Raw genomic sequence first — 17,688 nt, 5'->3', positions numbered from 1 at the left:
TTGTTCATCGTGGTTTTTAAAGCAATGATTAAAGGTCTGGATGGCTCGCTGCAATTTGGTAACGACCAGCATGAAACACTAAGGGCTCACCAGCAGTTTGTTGATATTTTTGAATTTCACCGATAAAAATCAAGTGATCGCCACCTTCGTATTGCTGTACATTTTTACAGACAAGTGTAGCAAGTGCTTCGTTCAGTAATGGAACACCTGTATCACATTCACCATGATCAACTGTGGCAAACTTATCTTGTGCACCACGGGCAAAATGGGTAGAAAGCTGATGCTGCTCCTTCGTTAACATATGAACTGCAAAGTGCTCAGCTGCAACAAAATCGGGCAAACTTGGTGCTGTTTTCGACAAGCTCCACAACACAAGCGGTGGATCTAATGACAACGAAGAAAATGAATTGGCTGTCATACCCACTTTTCGTCCATCCGTTCCACGTGTGGTGATTACGGTAACACCTGTGGCAAACTGACCAAGAAGATTACGAATCTCGCGAGGATTACTGATGTCAATCTCTTGCAGATTAATTTTATCTAATACATCCATTTTTAACACCTCAGTTCCATCAAGCCACTTGAGAAACTTGATCTGTTTCTAATAATTCTTTCGCTGCGTTTTCGTCAAACCACCACGGTGAAAAGTTACGTGGATCATCAAAATTATTAACGATCTGAGAAGCTAAATTGTGATTTTGAGAGGCTGCACCTAGTAGCTCAACAACATGAGGTCGAGGTGGAACCAATAAACTATTTGTCCAGCTCACGACTTTTTCAGCATATGACCAATATTTCTCAAACGTTGACTCCATCCAATCTTCAGTAAACGCTTGATTACCGTGTGCTAAGATCGCATCGAAATAAACCTTGCTACACTTAGCTGCATTATTTGATCCTTGACCTGTGATTGGATCATTCACCACCAATGCATCTGCCATACCAAATATTTTTTTACCAGAAGCCAATGTCATGACAGGTTTACGTACTGTTGGCGGGAATCGTCCTGCTAAATATCCTCCATGATCTGTCAGCGTCACGTCTTGACAACGCTCATATTCCCACGGCAAATGTTGTTTCAGAATTTCTAAGCTTTTATTTAAATGTTCTTCTGGTGTTTTAACTTCAGCCCAGCAATCCATAGGACCATTAGGAATCCCTTCAAAAACCATAATGTCACATGGACCATTTACTGTAAGCGCAGGAAAACAAAAATACTCACCCACCCCAGGAATAATATTAAAGCTCACTCTCGAGTATGGCGAAATTGGCTTCATTCCATTCACATAAGTCAAAGCCAATGCACGCTGAGGTTTGTCAAAAGTGCTACGTTCTGCGTCACGTACAAACTCTTTAACCACTTCACCTTTACCCGCAGCCAAGAGCACTAATTCATACTCGTCAGCCAAATGTTCTAATTCGTTTAGACCGACGTCTTGGAGAACAAACTTGCCTCCACGGCGCTGAAACTCTTCAAGCCAATAAGGCATCTTGACACGTTGATCAACAGATTGAGCATAACGCTCTAATCGCGCACTCCATTTAAATGCTCTTTCACCACTTGCTGGATCAACCAAAGCAAAACTAATACCTTCTACCGCTGGACAATGCTCTTCCCAAAAATTTAATCCTAAATCACGTTCAGTCTGTAACGCAGTATGGAACATACATTGACTAGACATGACTTTACCTTGACGAATCTCATCAGGAGTTTTATTCGACAAAATCGTGATGTCATATCCCTTATCAAGCAGTCCTAATCCAAGTTGAAGTCCTGACTGACCTGCACCAACAATTGCAATTTTTCTCATCTTTATTCTCCAATATTTAATTTATTCTGCTAAACGTGGTATTGCGGGTTGATTCGTTTCAGGCCCCATGACTGAATACCCACCATCTACCGCATAGTCTGCGCCAGTCACAAAACTTGCAGCATCCGACAATAAGAATGTCACTACATTTGCCACTTCTGCCGGATTACCCAAACGTCCCAAGAGATGATAATCACTTGCTACAGCATCAGCTTTCGCACGATTTTGTCCACTCACTTCAGAAATCACTCTCGACCAAGTCCAACCTGGTGAAACTGAGTTGACACGGATACCATCTGGCGCAAAATCCATTGCCATCGATTTGGTCAGTTGTAAAATTGCCGCTTTAGAAACTGGATATAACCAACGTCCCGTTTGAGCGCATTGCGCTGAAATCGAGGTGAAATTCACCACTGACCCTTTATTTTTTTGCAAATCTTCATATACGGCACGCGTTAGCTCAACAATAGACACCAAATTGATATCTAATGCTTTTAACCAATCTGATCGTGGTGATTTGAAACCATCATCAAGATAGGTACATGCCAAGTTCACTAAATAACTGACTTCACCTAGATGATTTCTAATGCTGTTCACCGCTTCATGAATTGCGATGTCTGAAGTTAGATCAGTTTGTATAAACATCACTTCATAAGGATGTTGCGCAGCTATGGTTTTTCCGTAGTCATCAATGTCTAAAATGGCAACTTTAGCCCCTAAATTCACGAGACTTTGAACCACAGCCTGTCCAATCAACGTTGATCCACCACTGACAATGGCAACTTTATCTTTAATATTTAATTCCATTTTTTGCCCCATATATTTTGATTATTCGATTGGCTTACCAGCACTCGACTCCCAACTTGGCATCAAGCCATTTGAAGGAATATCTTCATCTAAAAGTTTTTTCGCTGTTTCTACACCTGCAACAGGCAATCCTTCTGGATTAAGTAATCCGATTTGGACAAGTACAGAAGCTTGATCCCAATAAATATGTTCGTGACAAAGTTTTGGACCTCTAAACTGAATGACCCCCAACATTGGAATTTCGACATATTTTCCAGTCGGTTTTACACCTGGTAATAACCAATCAATTTCAGTGTCGTGAGTGAAACTCATGATGAATTCATCCACAACCTGAGTAGATCCCACAGTTCTAGAAATTGAGGTGATTTTCATATCTTGAGGGTTTTGATGTACAAAATGATATCGATAGAATCGCGCTAACTGGCTATATCCCACACCACCTGTCAATGTTGGAATGTGATTCACATATGGTTGAGCGACCATCGTTGCCATGGTTGCTGGTACATCGCGCGTGTCGAACTCATGTCTGATATGCTCTTCCCACAATGCAACTAAGTCATAGTGAGGGCCAACCGTTTCATGTAATGCTGTTACGGTACGTTCATGGGCAAATCGCGCCGATGGTTTGTGATAATGATCGCTGTTCGGTCGTGCAAATGCGTGATCAACACCTTCATAAACATAAGCATGAATATGTTTAAATTGTGCGCATGCTTCAGTAATTTGATTTCGCGCTTCAGCTGGACAGAATTGATCAAGTTCAGCCATGTGTAGCACAAGCTTACCCTTCACATTCGAGAGTTCATCGAGCGCTTTTTCAATGCCTACACCGTAGTAAGCAACCGAACACGCTAAGTTATCAATACGGCATGCAGCCAAATATGCAAGCTTTCCACCAAGACAATATCCAACCACTGACTGACCCGTAGTCGTGTCACACGCATCTAAAGTCGTTAAAAAATCTAAACTTTCACGAATATCATTTACACCCTGATCTTCATCATATTGCTGATAAAGTTGAAAAGCTTTTTCAAAATCCTCAGGTGTATAACCTAAATCAATGTTTGGTGCAGTACGCCAAAATAGATCAGGGACTAAAACGGTATAGCCTTCCTCTGCGAGAAAGTCAGCTTTTGCTCGCATCGCTGCATTGATACCAAATATTTCATGACACAATACAATCCCTGGACCTTTCTTAGCTTCTGGGACTGCCAAATACCCTGAATAGCGATTCCCCGATTTGGTAGTGATCTCAATCGTTTGACCTGTCATTTTTTCTTCCCTAAGACATCGAATATGATCTGATCATGAAATGAAATGCGATAACAAACTGTCCAAAAGATGCGGAGACTATCCAGAGACTGCTGATTCTTTACACAAAGAATTTGCATAAATGGATATCGAATTTAATTATTCAATGAACGAAATTGAGTCGTTGGTTATAATATTGGTTCGACTCATTTATTTTTTGCTAAAAATAGATCTTATAATCGATTTACGCATTTTTTCTCATGCTAAGCTTGAGCAGTACTTCTTCGTTTCAAAATTTAACTACAGGTTTTTTTCAAAGATGACTTTAGATCAATCCAATATCGATCTTTCAACATTGACGCCAATGATGCAGCAATACATGACGGTGAAATTACAGCACCCGCATTCGTTAATGTTCTATCGTATGGGTGATTTCTACGAGTTATTTTTTGACGATGCGCATAAAGCCGCCAAAATTTTAGGGATTACGTTAACCCACCGCGGTAAAGCGAATGGACAACCGATACCCATGGCTGGAGTTCCGTATCATGCAGCAGAAGGATACTTAGCGCGTTTAGTTAAAAAAGGTGAAACCGTTGTTATTTGTGAACAACTTGGGGAAGTCACTGGTAAAGGACCTGTCGAACGTGGTGTAGTCAGAATTATTACACCGGGTACATTGACAGACGATGCATTGCTGAATGACTATCAGAGTTCAAATTTAGTATCCATCTGTATTAAATCTGATGAAATTGGTATCGCCCTATTAGATCTCAGTGCAGGTATTTTTAAAGTCCAACAACAAAATTTTCAAGCTGAACAACTTCCTCTGGAACTCGCACGTCTTATGCCAAGTGAAGTTTTGATTGATGAAGATTTCAAGCATCCAGAAGTGGTTGAACAGATTAAGCAAATCCTTGATTGTCCCGTTACAAAACGCCCAAATGTAGACTTCAATCTGAATAATGCGCAAAAAACTTTATGTGATCAATTCGCCGTAAGTACTTTATCTGGTTTTGGAATTGAACATCTTGAGTTGGCGAAAGCAGCTGCGGCAGCTTTAATTCATTATGCTAAAGATACCCAAAAAACAGCTTTGCCACATATTCGTTCAATTCGACTTGAACAAAGCTCCGATTTTATCGCTCTTGATCCTGTGACGCGACGAAATCTAGAGATCATTGATCCTTTGTTTGAGCATGGCACTTCATTATTTGATTTGACCAACCAATGTCAAACGGCTATGGGTAGCCGACTACTTAGTCGAACCCTAATGCAACCGATTCGTGATACTGCGTTGTTAGATCAGCGTTTAGATGCGATACAAACAATACTCTCTGGCTATCATGAAGCTCCAATTCGTCTGGTATTAAAAGAAATCAGTGATATCGAACGCGTACTCAGCCGTGTGGCATTAGGAAGTGCGCGACCACGTGATTTAGTGCAACTACGTCAAGCCTGTGCTCAGATTCCGTATTTACGCCATGCATTAGCACCGATGACCTCAACACCGCAATCCGCTTTAATCAATCAATTGAATGAGGAATTGGGTGACTTTAATGGTTTACATCATCGCCTCATGTCAGCCATTGTGGAAAACCCACCTGTTCTACTCAGAGATGGCAATGTCATTGCAAATGGTTTTGATCATGAATTGGATGAACTTCGTCAAATACGCGATCATGCAGGACAATTTTTAATTGATTTAGAAATCAAAGAAAGAGAAACAACAGGTGTAAACACACTAAAAATCGGTTATAACCGAGTGAGTGGGTATTATATTGAATTAACCAGAGCGCAAGCAGAACAAGCTCCTGCCCATTATATTCGTCGTCAAACATTAAAAAATGCTGAACGTTATATCACCCCTGAGTTGAAGTCTTTCGAAGATAAAGTGCTTTCAAGCGAATCACGTGCATTGGCTCGTGAAAAACTTTTGTTTGAAATGTTATTGGATGAATTACGTCAAGATATTGCCAATCTTCAAATGATGGCGAGCGCTATTGCTCAACTGGATGTACTGACAAACTTCGCACATCTATCAAGATTATATAATTGGAATCGTCCGGAATTTAGCCCTGAAATTGGAATACACATTCAAGCAGGACGCCATCCCGTTGTTGAATCACTGATTAAAACGCCTTACACCCCAAATGATACTTATTTAGATGTACAGCATCGTATGTCGATTATTACAGGCCCAAATATGGGTGGTAAATCCACATTCATGCGTCAGACGGCGTTAATTACGCTCTTGGCATATTGCGGTAGCTTCGTTCCAGCGAAATCTGCCAAATTGGGACCTATTGATCGGATCTTTACGCGTATCGGTTCAGCAGACGATCTTTCTTCAGGCAAATCTACATTTATGGTGGAAATGACGGAAACTTCTCAAATTTTACATCATGCCACTCAACAATCTTTGGTATTAATGGACGAAGTGGGTCGTGGTACAAGTACTTATGATGGTTTGTCATTAGCTTGGGCTTGTGTCCTTGATTTGACGCATCGCATTAAATGTTTATGTCTTTTTGCAACGCACTATTTTGAATTAACAGAATTAGGCATGGATCCGTGTATTGATAATTATCATGTCACTGCGCAAGAAGTGAATGGTCATCTCATCTTATTGCATAAGGTTCAAAAAGGTCCTGCAAGTCAAAGTCATGGTTTACAGGTCGCTAAACTAGCAGGTATTCCTCAAAACGTGATTAAAGAGGCTCAAGCTAAACTTAAAAAACTAGAGAAACTCCAACTGCAAACCCAACCTGTGCAAAAAGATTTGTTCTCTCAAGATTTATTTTCAAATAGTGAACCTGTAGAAAAAATTATTGAAGTTGAAAAAGTGGTTGAAATTCATCAACCTTCTCAAGTTGAACAACTTCTTTCAGAAATTATTGTAGATGACTTAAGTCCAAGACAGGCTTTAGACCAACTCTACCAACTCAAACAATTACTCCAAAAATCTTAGTTCAAGCACACTCAATCAATAAGCCAGCGATCTGCTGGCTTTTTTTAATCATGATTTTTGAAATCAGAGGTAGAATGCCTGAGAATTTGCAAATTAGTACGATCTCATCATAAATATTACTGATTTAGTAGCATCCCCTATATTAAATATCAAGAAAAGGAATTGTTAGTTTCGTTCAATTTGCCTAAAATACAGCATTCGTTATTAGAACCATATTTTTTAGGTAGCTGACGCCATGACCTTTGTTGTCACTGAAAATTGTATTAAATGTAAGTATCAAGACTGCGTAGAAGTTTGCCCAGTTGACTGTTTCTATGAAGGTCCAAACTTTCTAGTCATTAATCCAGATGAGTGTATTGACTGCGCGTTATGTGAGCCTGAATGCCCTGCTAATGCCATTTTCTCGGAAGATGAACTGCCTGAAGGTCAAGAAGTCTTTATCGAACTCAATGCTGAACTTGCTGAAAAATGGCCAAACATTACTCAGATTGGTGATCAACCAGCTGACCGTGAAGAATGGAATGGCAAACCAAACAAATTGCAATATTTAGAAAAATAATCAATGAGAGATCAGCTTCGGCTGATCTTTTTTATACCCAATTGGTACATTTATTTGCAATTTATACGCATTCTTGATAATCAATTAGCATAAAATAGAAACTTATTTGCTTTAGTAAAATTTATTTATAATGAAATTAATTTTGAAGGGCTTGTGCTCAATCAGTGCAATATCGTTGATATTGATTGGATGTACGTCCTCCCCTCAAAAAGGACGAACAATCGTCACCAATGATGGTCAACGCATATATATTCCACAAGAAAAAATAACCTATGAACGTCCAGCGCGACCAAAAGTCATGCCGAACTCTTATCGTGTTTGGCTGATACAAGGTAATAACCAAGCTCAAGCACGAGAATATGAACAATACTTAGAACGTAATAATGTTGGCAATATTATCCCAAGTTTTGAATTATTTAAATCAGCACGTGCTTGGCAGAAATGTGGTAAATCTGAATATATGGTTCCAAACCGTGAGCTATGGTCGAATCAGTTACCAACACTGAAAGTATTTAAATATCTCGTTGCAGCAAGGATTTTAACTGATTTTGAGGTTACATCTGTATATCGTGACCTTCCATTAAATCAGTGTGCTGGTGGCGCAGGTTCGTCTCGACACTTGTATAACTCAGCCATTGATTTCAGAATCGGTCCTGAATTTCCTCAGGCTGAAGATTATGCATTCATCGAAAATTCTAAATTTAAATTGTGCCAATTTTGGCAAAATTATGGTCAAAGCTTAAATATGGGCTTAGGTTTGTATGCGACTGGTCAAATACATATTGATACTCAAGGTTACCGAACTTGGGGACCCGATCTGACTCGAAATACATCTTTATGCCATTACTAATTTTAGATGATCACATTTAATTAAGAGGTCTTTGACCTCTTTTTTTTTGACTGATTTTTCAGCATCAAAGCATCAGAAATTTGCACATTCACTCGAAACGATTACAATGCACTGAACTCCCTACAGGTACTCAGTTATGCAACAACAATGGTCAGATATTGATGCTTATATTGAATCTCATCTGATGCCAGAAGATCCAATTTTAACTCAGACTCTACAAAATACAGCTGATAAGGGTTTTCCTGACCATCTAGCAGTTGCTGCTAACCAAGGCATGTTATTACAAATGTTGATTCAAATGAATCAGTGTAAGCGTGTGTTAGAGCTTGGAACCTTTGCGGCTTATAGCACCATGTGGCTAGCAAGAGCTCTTCCTGAGGATGGATATATTCTCACGATCGAGGGTCGTGATACACATGCAGCACTCGGTCAAGAAAATATCGACAATGCGAAATTAAAGCAAACGGTTGAATTAAAAGTCGGTCGCGCTGCGGATATTCTCAAATCTTTACCTGAAAATTTTGAGCCATTTGACTTTATATTTATTGATGCTGATAAACAAAGTTACCCAGAGTATTTAGAACTATCACTTAAATTTTCACGCTCAGGTACCATTATTTTTTTAGATAATGTGATTCGCGCTGGTGATATTCTGGATGAAAAAAATGTCAAACCAAGCATCGAAGGTATCCGTGAAATGTACCGCCTCATGCAGAATCATCCTCGACTACTGTCGAGTACAGCCTTACAAACCGTCGGCAGTAAAGGACATGATGGTTTTGCACTGGCGATTGTCAAATAAATCTTAATAGCAGTCATTAGTATCACTTAAAGGAGTATTCATCAGTTTGAATACTCCTTTTTCTTGCGCTAAAACCCTGAAAAAGTTATCCCCGATTCCTGTTTGTATTCCTGTGGATAAAAATAAAATATTATGACAAACACTTGATTTTAATATACTTTAATTAAAAGATTATAAAATAATCAAACCAGATAACCCTACTATTCTAAAAACTTATCCACCTTCTATCAGTAAATTTTTTCCGATATTTATCAAGTAAGATTAATCAAAACTGATTGATCATTTAGCGACCAACAATGGAACGACTGAATTTCTAAATATATTGGTCGTAATACTGCCCAAGAAAAATTGTTTTACTTTACTGCGACTATAAGCGCCTAGCACGATTAATTGAATTTGATGTTGTTGCTGATAATCTAAAATATTCTCAGCGACATCTCCAAAACGGTATTCAACAACCACATCCAATCCAGCTTCACGTAAATACTGAGCTGGGATATCAAGAATTTCAGGATGATCACCCACATAAAGCAAATGACACTGAAGTGTTCTTAATAAATCACTTTTAGCAACACGATGCATCATCTCTTTACAAGTCTGAGAATCTTCATAGGCGAAAATAAAACGTGTTGGGGGCTTAAAGGTTTCACCAACAGTTAGAACCGTACAACGAGCACCACGAATAAAATTCTCTACATTACTCCCTAAAATTTTGTGTTTTTCCGCGGAGCGCTCACCTACTCGACCAATAATCGCAATATCATTTTCATTTAAAACATTGAAACTCTGTTCGAGGAAATCGCCTTTTTCTTGAATTTTTATCGGCGTAATACCATATTTTTCTTCAATCACTTCTGAAATATGTGAAAGAAGATTATTACTATAATCTAAAGCTAATTCACTTTGTTTTTGTTCTAATTCCGCGAGTTCTTTTAAGAGCATCGCATTACTTTCAAATCCAATCACACCACTAATTTCACCCAGATGATAACTTGCAGGATAGTAATCTAAAACCTGTAAAAGGACTAACTCACGTTTAGTTCGATCCGCAATCCAGGCTGCTGCTTCAGCTAAGGCATGAATACATGGGGATGAATCAATACACGCAATTACACGGTTCATGATTGCCTCACTTTGACATGATGTCTGATTGTTCTTTTCTTTAAACTATCATAGCTTTCGGGCAAATGAACATGGTTTATGTAATTTAATTCAATCTTTCGCGTTACGAATTATTCACGCATTCGTATAAATTGAGCTGGATTCCCTGCAACAACTTCTCTTGCCTGAATATCTTGAGTCACCATACTATTCATACCTACAATCACCTGTTCATATATGGTCACGCCATCTTTTATACCCACATGCGCCCCTAACCAAACATCACGATGAATCTCAATGCCTTTTGAGCGTACTGCTTGCTGGTAAATAGGTTGATCTAAACTCATGCCATGATCAAAGGCATAAAGATGACAATAAGCTGCGATCCGTACTTGGTCATGAATCTTAATCCCAACGCGTCCACCATCTAAAATACAATGATGATTAATGGCGACTTCAGACCCAATTTCTAAAGGACCATGCAAGGTACAATCCGCGGCAATAAAAGTATTATCCCCAATAATAATCTTCCGACCACGCTCAGCAAAAATATGGGCTAAAGGGGAAATGAAACAATTTTTCCCAATTTCAACAGTCTCCATATCCATTAAATAGGCTTGATAATCTTTTTGCCAAGCTTCTGCCCATTCACGATGCTTTGCCTTGAGTGACCAATATAACCAAGGCATGTAATTCAAACGATGTTTATGCTGTTCTCGGTACTTGAGTAAAGGATCATGTTCCGTCACGTTCGACATCCTCTATATTCAATTGCTCACGTCCACGAGTCACATCTTGGATTTTCAGTTTAAACGGCTCAATTTCATGAATTTGCATACGTGCAGTAATCAATACTCCAGAATCAACATATTCTTCAATATATTCAATTTTTTGTTGATTTAACTCATATTGAAAAATAGACCACTCATTAAATTGGCATTTAAAATTTACAGTTTTCTTATCGATGAGTTCAATTTTTTCGACCTGTAATAAGCATTGCCCTGCTACACCTCCGTATGCTCGTACCAAGCCTCCAGTTCCGAGTTTGATACCACCATACCAGCGGTTTACCAATACAATAATATTAGTGAGCTCATTCCCTTCAATCGTTGCAAGTATGGGTCTTCCAGCTGTTCCTGTAGGTTCTCCATCATCATTAAAACGGACTTGATGCCCAATTTTCCATGCCCAGCATTGATGGGTCGTCGAGGCATCAAAATACTGGTTTAAAAATTCTTTTACATCCTGTTCATTTTCCACAGGTGCGGTGATCGCCTGAAAACGGCTTTTCTTAATATCTTCTTCATAGATATAAGTCTGAGCAAGAGTAAATGGCATGGTAAATTACAAAGGTTGAACTCAAATACATTATGCGTGATTCAATCATATTAAAAAACCCAATCAAAACATCATTGATTGGGTTTTAAACAGACTGAAAAAATAGAGATTATCGTTCGCGTAACGCTTCTTTCGCCTTATTGAATGGTTTCAACAGGTATTCAAGAATCGTTTTTTGACCTGTCTTAATATCAACCGTTGATACCATACCCGGCGTGATTGGGAAAGCTTGCCCAGCTTTGTTATAAAGCTTGTCTGAATCAGTACGAATATACACACGATAATAGAATTGATCTTGTTTAACTTCATCACGTAGCGTATCAGGAGAAATGACTGTTACCTCTCCTTTCAAGCCACCGTAGATTGAATAATCGTAAGCAGTGATTTTAACTAAAGCTTCCTGTCCAGGATGAATAAATGCAATATCACGCGGTGAAATTCGCGCCTCAATTAAAAGTTGTTCATCTAAAGGGACAATGGTCATCAACTTACCATTCTGAGGAATAACACCACCCAAAGTCATCACATCAATTTCTTTCACTACACCGCGGACTGGTGCTTTAAAGATTGTACGATTCAGACTATCAGATTTACCTTTGATCACTTGTTGTTGAGTTTCGACATCAGTGCTCGCCTTAGATAACTCTTCGCGTGCCTGCACATAGTACTGGTTACGAATATCGTTAATTTGGTTGGTCAATTCATTTGCTTGACGTTTTAAACGTAAAACTTCAACTTCACTCGCAGCACCTTTGGCAACAAGCGGTTCTGTCATTCTCAATTCTTGCTGAACTAACGTAAGTGCTTGCGTTAAGCCAGCAATAGATTCTTCCATATTGGCACGTCTAGAACGATAAAGCTGAGTTTCTTCAGCAACCAATTTTGGAATTTTTTGAACTGATTCTGGAAATACCAGTGGACCACCATTCACTTCCGCACGTAAACGCGCAGCTGTTGCTTGCGATGACAGTAGTAACGATTCTGATTCACCCACATTTGAAGCAAATCGTGTCGGATCAAGTTGAGCAAGGGTTTGCCCTTTTTCAACAATATCACCTTCTTTAACTTCAAGTTTGGTTAGAATCCCGCCCTCTAAAGATTGAATCACTTGTTCCTTAGAAGTTGGAACCACTTTACCTGTACCATTAGAAACTTCTTCAAGTTTGAAAATAGCTGCCCAAATAATGAGTGCAAGCAAACCCAGACCAATAATCCAAATCGTAATACTGACCTTCGGTAATGGTGGCTCTAACTGAGACACTTTTAATGAACGTTGTTGTTTTAATTCTTCGCTCATGATTTAGCCCCTGAATTTGCTTGTTGCTGGCCAGAATTATTTAAAATTTGATCACGTGGGCCATCCATAACGATACGACCATCATTCACCACAATAATACGATCCACTAACTCTAAAACTGCACGGCGGTGGGTTGCCACAACCAATGTGCGATGTCCAAGCCAGTTCTTCATATGATCAATTAATTGTTTTTCAGATACATCATCAATCGCAGCTGTAGGCTCATCTAACAACAGAATATTTGGCTGACAAATGAGGAGTCTTGACAATAAAAGTGCCTGACGCTGTCCACCTGAGAAGCCGACACCACCTTCTAAAATAATATGATCTAGTCCTTCTTTCTTTTCTTGAATGAAGTTGAGTGCACCTGTTACAGCAAGTGCTTTTAATAAATCATCATCGGTAGCTAATGGTGCACCTAACGTTAAATTTTCTCTGACTGTACCAAAGAATAGGTGCGCATTTTGATTCAACAAACCTACGTCACGACGAACGTCCGATGGGTCCAACAAGGTAATATCAATATTATCTAATTGAACTTTACCTTGAACTGCGGTTTGCATACCTGAAAGTAATTGAAGAATGGTCGATTTACCTGCACCGTTACGCCCAAGAATCGCAATTTTTTCACCTGGTTTAATTTCAAGTTTAGGAATCACAACACTTGGTTTAGGATCTTCTTCGCCGTATTTAAAGACCACACCATTTAATTCATAATGACCATTGAGCACTGATCGCTGAATCAATTGTGAACGCTCAGGATGGTCAACCTGTTTACTCATTAATTCATCAAGACTTTCTTTCGCCGTTTTGGCTTGCTGATAACGACCAAGAACACCAGTTACCTGTGCAATTGGCGCTAACATACGTGATGATAGAATCGAACATGCCACTAACGCACCAGTGGTCATTTCTCCATCCATTACCGCAAAACAACCCACCAATACTACAATTGCAAAGGTCAATCCCTGTAATTTTTGAGTCCAAAGATTCAATACGCCTACAATTTTACGTTGTTTCATGCTGATAGAAGCTGAAACATCATTCATGTGATTCCACTGATTTTGAAAGCGGGACTCTGCACGTAGCAGTTTAATATCTTCAATACCTTGAACAGCTTCAACGAGAATCGCATTTCGTATTGATGACTCACGCATACCCTCTTTAGCCAATTGCGCTAATTTTTTTTGCGCCAAAAGCCCTGGAATAATCATCAGCGGTACAACCACCAAAATTACCCAGAAAAGATTGCCACCAATAAGCCAAAAAATACCAAGGAACAGGAAGAAGAATGGTAAATCAGCAAAGGCGGTAATTGTTGTAGATGTTACAAGCTCACGCACACCTTCTAGTTCACGAATTTGTGAAATAAACGTTCCCGTGGATTTAGATCGTTCACTATTTTTAATACGTAAAGCATGACCAAAGACCCGATCCGAGACTCTTAAATCCGCACGCTTACCAATCATATCTGAAAGAATTAATCGTGAGTATTTCAATGCGAATTCAAAGATTGCAGCAAGTAATACACCACCTGCCAGCACCCACAAGGTTGGAATAGATTGTGCTGGAATAACTCGGTCATACACATTCATCGAGAAGACGATTGTCGCGAGTGCTAATACGTTTGCAAGCAATGATGCAAACATAATATCGATATAGCGTTTCCAATCGCGTAATACAATTTCCCAAAACCAGTTTTTTTCATATGGTTTAATGTATTCGTCAATACGCGCATCAGGTACTGAGGTTTCTGGTCTTAAAATATAGACTGAGTCGATGACATCTAATAATGTATCTACTGAAAATGTCTGCGCTAACCCTTCATCACCGCTCAGTTGAACACTTGCGTTACCTTGTGCATCTGCACGATCAATGACGCCAACTTGCCCATCTTTAAATCCGACCAATACCGGTAAACGCCACGGATTTAAAATATCAGGGCTAAAATCCACTTTACGGACATGTAAACCTACTTGGCGTGTCATAATTGCCAAGATGTCATCGACTGACTGGTTCTGATTCCAATTTAGTTCTAAGCGAATACGTTCAGCAGAGGTTTCAATTCGATAATGACGTGCAACCGTCAGGACACCTTGTAACCATGGTTGATAATTTATTCTTGTATTCATGGTTTCAATTCTACCCCTTGAATGGTCAAATTATTAAGTTGATATACATCGCGGCTCTTACCAGAAGCGGCAATATATTGAACTAAGTTTTCATAAATATCATAACGTGCAGTTTCAATATCTGAATTCGAACGGTGAATCGCTTGCTCAGCATTTAAAAGATCAACAGCTGTACGAGTGCCAAGTTTATATTGTTCTTGATATAACTCTTTCGTTCTGACTGATGTCGCTTGTTGATCAATCAATACTTTCATTTGTCGCTGTTTACTTTCTACTTGCTCTTGAGCACGACGAATTTCATCAATTGTTTCTAAATAAACTGCATTTACTTTTGCTTTGGCAGCTTCTTCTGCAAACGATGCCGCACGACTGCGTGAACTAATTGCACCACCTTGGAAGAAAGTACTATTTGCTTCAAGCATAATAGAACTATCTGTTCCATCGTCTTGATTGTTATTAGGATTACGTCCGTTGACTGCTTGACTCAATGTACCTTTAACATTTAACGTAGGATAACGACTCAATTGAGTTTGTTTTTTTTCTAATTCTGCAACATCAACTTCAGCTTTGGCAGCCATCATTTTCGGAATTTCGTTAAACTTTGGCTCTGAATAAATATCTGAAGCCTTAATTAAACTCTCAGGTATCTCCCAGTTATATTTTGATATATCTGTTCCCATCAAAGTTCTAAGTCGTTGTTTAAATACATTGAGCTGTGTTTCTTGCAGAATTAAATTTGATTGTGCAGATTCATAATATGATTGCGCTTGAATTGGATCGGCCTGACTGCTGATACCTGCCTCTGCACGTAAGTTAGCAATTTCTCGGATTCGTGATATACCAGCAATTTGCTCACGTGCAATACGTGTAATTTCTTCATATCGCTTAATATTCACAATGGCAGAAGCCACTTCAAGAGCAATTTGGTCAATTGTGACAAGAACTTGAGCTTGGCTCAACTGTAACTTGGCTTCTTCTGTACTCACTAGTGATTTTTGTTTACCAAAGTCAAAAAGTAGTTGTGTCGCATTGACATTAAATAATTGACGCCCTCTTTCTCCTGAAGTCATATCTCCAGTTGAAACACCTGCACTCAACTGTGGGTAATAACCGGCTTTAGCAACATCAATAAATGCATTTTGTGATGCGAGTGAAGAAACACTTTGTGTCACTTCAGGATGTCTAGCTACTGCAATCTTAATCGCATCGTATAAGCTTAACGTTTGTTTATCAGCCGTACCATTCACAAGTGGCATCAAAGATACTGGAGCACTAGGCGAAGCCTGTGTCGTTATCACAGGCAATTGTTCGACCTGTTTAGGATCAAAGCTAAAATCACTCAGTTCATTTAACTTAACTTGTCTAAAGTCATCATCAGCTTTAGGTTTAAAAAACTGATCCATATTTGATTTTAATGCAGTTAAACTGAATTTTTTCTTTGCTTGAGGTTCAGCATTCACCGTATTGTATTTTTGTTCAGAGACGACTTGATCAGCTTTAGGCTTAATATTTACAACTGGCTTAATCGACTGCGATTGTTCAGATATTTTCGCTTTCTGCTCTATTGGTTTTGAATAAACAATTGTAGGTTTATTTACAGCCAAAGCACTAGTCTGTTGCTGAACGATCAAGTTTGGACGCTCAATTACATTCTGTGTTTCTAACTTATTATGAGAACCTGATTTAAAAGGCCAAAAAGCTTTGGCTTTAGATACAAGACTTTGACGATGTTCAACTTTCGCTACAGTTGAAGGTGGAGCTTGTAGCAAGTTGTTTTGGCTGTTAATTTGTTGATCATTAACAATCTTCGGTTTTGGTGTACTAGACACTTTCAATGAAGATTCACTCACCGATTTTTGTAAAGTCGGTGTCAAAACTTTTGTATTTGAAACATTGCCAGTAGCTTGGTGATGACCCTCATCCAACTTAGTTTTATCTTTGCCTATATTCCCAATAAATGTAAAGAGTTTACTTTTTGGTTTTTCTGTTTTGTCTTCTGAAACCGATGTTTCATTTTCTAGTAATTTTGCGTGTTGCGCGTCAATTAAAGATTCTGTTAGTTGATTTTGGATCTTTGGTTTAAGCGGTTTTAAAACCTGACGAGTGTCTTTAGTAGCGGGTTGTACAGTAGATGAAATAGTAGGTTTTAGAACATTTGGCGCTGAAGCCTCTTCAATATCCTGCTTTACCTTTGGCAGCAATACTTTTGGTTCAGATGCCGCTTTTTCACGCTTAACAAATGCAAAGAAAGATTTCTTTTGAGTCTTTACCTTCGACTCATTCTGAGACTGCGAATTAGATAAAGGTATAGTGTTAACTTGAGCAATTTCATTTTCGACTATGTCGTCTAAATCAGGAACTTGTTCAATAACTTTAGGAACAAGAACCTGTTCTTTCACTTGCTCTTTCGAGATTTTGGATTTCGATTGGAATAATTTAAAACGTGGCTTTTCAAGCTGTTCAGGTATATCTTCAACAGTCTTTTTTTCCAAACTAAAATTGATTTTGGGTTTTTGTAATTCTGCTGATAGTGCACGTTGGGTATCGTCAATTGCTAGAGGAGCGATTGCATCTTCAGCATGTACTTGTGTCGCACATAAACTGATCGCAAACAGCGTGATATACCCCATATCCTTCTGACTTAATTGATGTTTAGCCACTTGTAATCTCTATTAAAAAGTGTGAACTACGTCACATAAAATCAATCGTATTCTACAATGATTTTTATATTATTTCTGCGTCAATTGTAAACTTACGATTTGTTTGAGT

The 17,688-nt window shown here is 38.8% G+C and carries 14 protein-coding genes; 4 read left to right on the top strand and 10 right to left on the bottom strand.

What is annotated here, in order from left to right; all coding sequences use genetic code 11:
- Positions 1–28: 28 nt before the first annotated feature.
- From AC1M87_RS10680 to AC1M87_RS10665, 4 genes are read right to left on the bottom strand one after another with little or no spacing between them, the layout of a single operon-like run.
- The gene (locus tag AC1M87_RS10680; RefSeq protein WP_180028210.1) at positions 29–553 is read right to left on the bottom strand and encodes a flavin reductase family protein; all 525 of its coding nucleotides are present in this window, start codon (positions 551–553) and stop codon (positions 29–31) included.
- Between the two features lie 19 nt (positions 554–572).
- Positions 573–1,811, bottom strand: a complete 1,239-nt coding sequence (locus tag AC1M87_RS10675) for a styrene monooxygenase/indole monooxygenase family protein (protein ID WP_092767736.1) — start codon at positions 1,809–1,811, stop codon at positions 573–575.
- A gap of 21 nt (positions 1,812–1,832) precedes the next feature.
- Positions 1,833–2,618 carry an SDR family oxidoreductase gene (locus tag AC1M87_RS10670; RefSeq protein WP_481590738.1) on the bottom strand — a complete coding sequence of 262 codons (786 nt, stop codon included), beginning with the start codon at positions 2,616–2,618 and terminating at the stop codon, positions 1,833–1,835.
- 21 nt (positions 2,619–2,639) lie between these two features.
- Positions 2,640–3,890: a dienelactone hydrolase family protein gene (locus AC1M87_RS10665; RefSeq protein WP_481593670.1), complete on the bottom strand. Its 1,251-nt coding sequence runs from the start codon at positions 3,888–3,890 to the stop codon at positions 2,640–2,642.
- Positions 3,891–4,188: 298 nt separating this feature from the next.
- Here AC1M87_RS10665 and mutS point away from each other — a divergent pair, with 298 nt between their 5' ends.
- From mutS to AC1M87_RS10645, 4 genes are all read left to right on the top strand, one after another.
- Positions 4,189–6,840: a DNA mismatch repair protein MutS gene (gene mutS, locus AC1M87_RS10660; protein WP_481593669.1), complete on the top strand. Its 2,652-nt coding sequence runs from the start codon at positions 4,189–4,191 to the stop codon at positions 6,838–6,840.
- A gap of 235 nt (positions 6,841–7,075) precedes the next feature.
- The gene (gene fdxA, locus AC1M87_RS10655; RefSeq protein ID WP_035266386.1) at positions 7,076–7,399 is read left to right on the top strand and encodes a ferredoxin FdxA; all 324 of its coding nucleotides are present in this window, start codon (positions 7,076–7,078) and stop codon (positions 7,397–7,399) included.
- Positions 7,400–7,529: 130 nt separating this feature from the next.
- On the top strand, positions 7,530–8,249 hold the full coding sequence (locus AC1M87_RS10650) for a peptidase M15 (protein WP_481593668.1): 720 nt from the start codon (positions 7,530–7,532) through the stop codon (positions 8,247–8,249).
- A 136-nt stretch (positions 8,250–8,385) separates the two neighbouring features.
- A complete protein-coding gene (locus AC1M87_RS10645) occupies positions 8,386–9,051 on the top strand; it encodes an O-methyltransferase (protein WP_035266381.1) in 666 nt (221 codons plus the stop codon).
- A gap of 279 nt (positions 9,052–9,330) precedes the next feature.
- On the opposite strand, the gene AC1M87_RS10640 is transcribed toward AC1M87_RS10645, so the two are convergent.
- The 6 genes from AC1M87_RS10640 to AC1M87_RS10615 form a co-directional block, all read right to left on the bottom strand.
- Positions 9,331–10,173, bottom strand: coding sequence for a universal stress protein (locus AC1M87_RS10640; protein ID WP_481593667.1), 843 nt, complete (start codon positions 10,171–10,173; stop codon positions 9,331–9,333).
- A gap of 110 nt (positions 10,174–10,283) precedes the next feature.
- Positions 10,284–10,910, bottom strand: coding sequence for an acyltransferase (locus tag AC1M87_RS10635; RefSeq protein ID WP_481593666.1), 627 nt, complete (start codon positions 10,908–10,910; stop codon positions 10,284–10,286).
- Positions 10,888–11,490, bottom strand: coding sequence for an IMPACT family protein (locus tag AC1M87_RS10630; RefSeq protein WP_481593665.1), 603 nt, complete (start codon positions 11,488–11,490; stop codon positions 10,888–10,890). Before AC1M87_RS10630 ends, AC1M87_RS10635 begins: the two co-directional genes overlap by 23 nt.
- Before the next feature lie 109 nt (positions 11,491–11,599).
- Positions 11,600–12,787, bottom strand: coding sequence for an HlyD family type I secretion periplasmic adaptor subunit (locus AC1M87_RS10625; RefSeq protein WP_035266373.1), 1,188 nt, complete (start codon positions 12,785–12,787; stop codon positions 11,600–11,602).
- Positions 12,784–14,919 carry a type I secretion system permease/ATPase gene (locus tag AC1M87_RS10620; protein WP_180028218.1) on the bottom strand — a complete coding sequence of 712 codons (2,136 nt, stop codon included), beginning with the start codon at positions 14,917–14,919 and terminating at the stop codon, positions 12,784–12,786. The genes AC1M87_RS10625 and AC1M87_RS10620 overlap by 4 nt, the downstream gene beginning before the upstream one ends.
- A complete protein-coding gene (locus tag AC1M87_RS10615; protein ID WP_481593708.1) occupies positions 14,916–16,322 on the bottom strand; it encodes a TolC family outer membrane protein in 1,407 nt (468 codons plus the stop codon). Before AC1M87_RS10615 ends, AC1M87_RS10620 begins: the two co-directional genes overlap by 4 nt.
- Positions 16,323–17,688 lie beyond the last annotated feature (1,366 nt).

The organism is Acinetobacter sp. 24-47-62 (genome assembly GCF_056779765.1).
The sequence above is the reverse complement of the archived record's forward strand: the minus strand, read 5'-3'. Positions and strand labels throughout refer to the sequence as shown.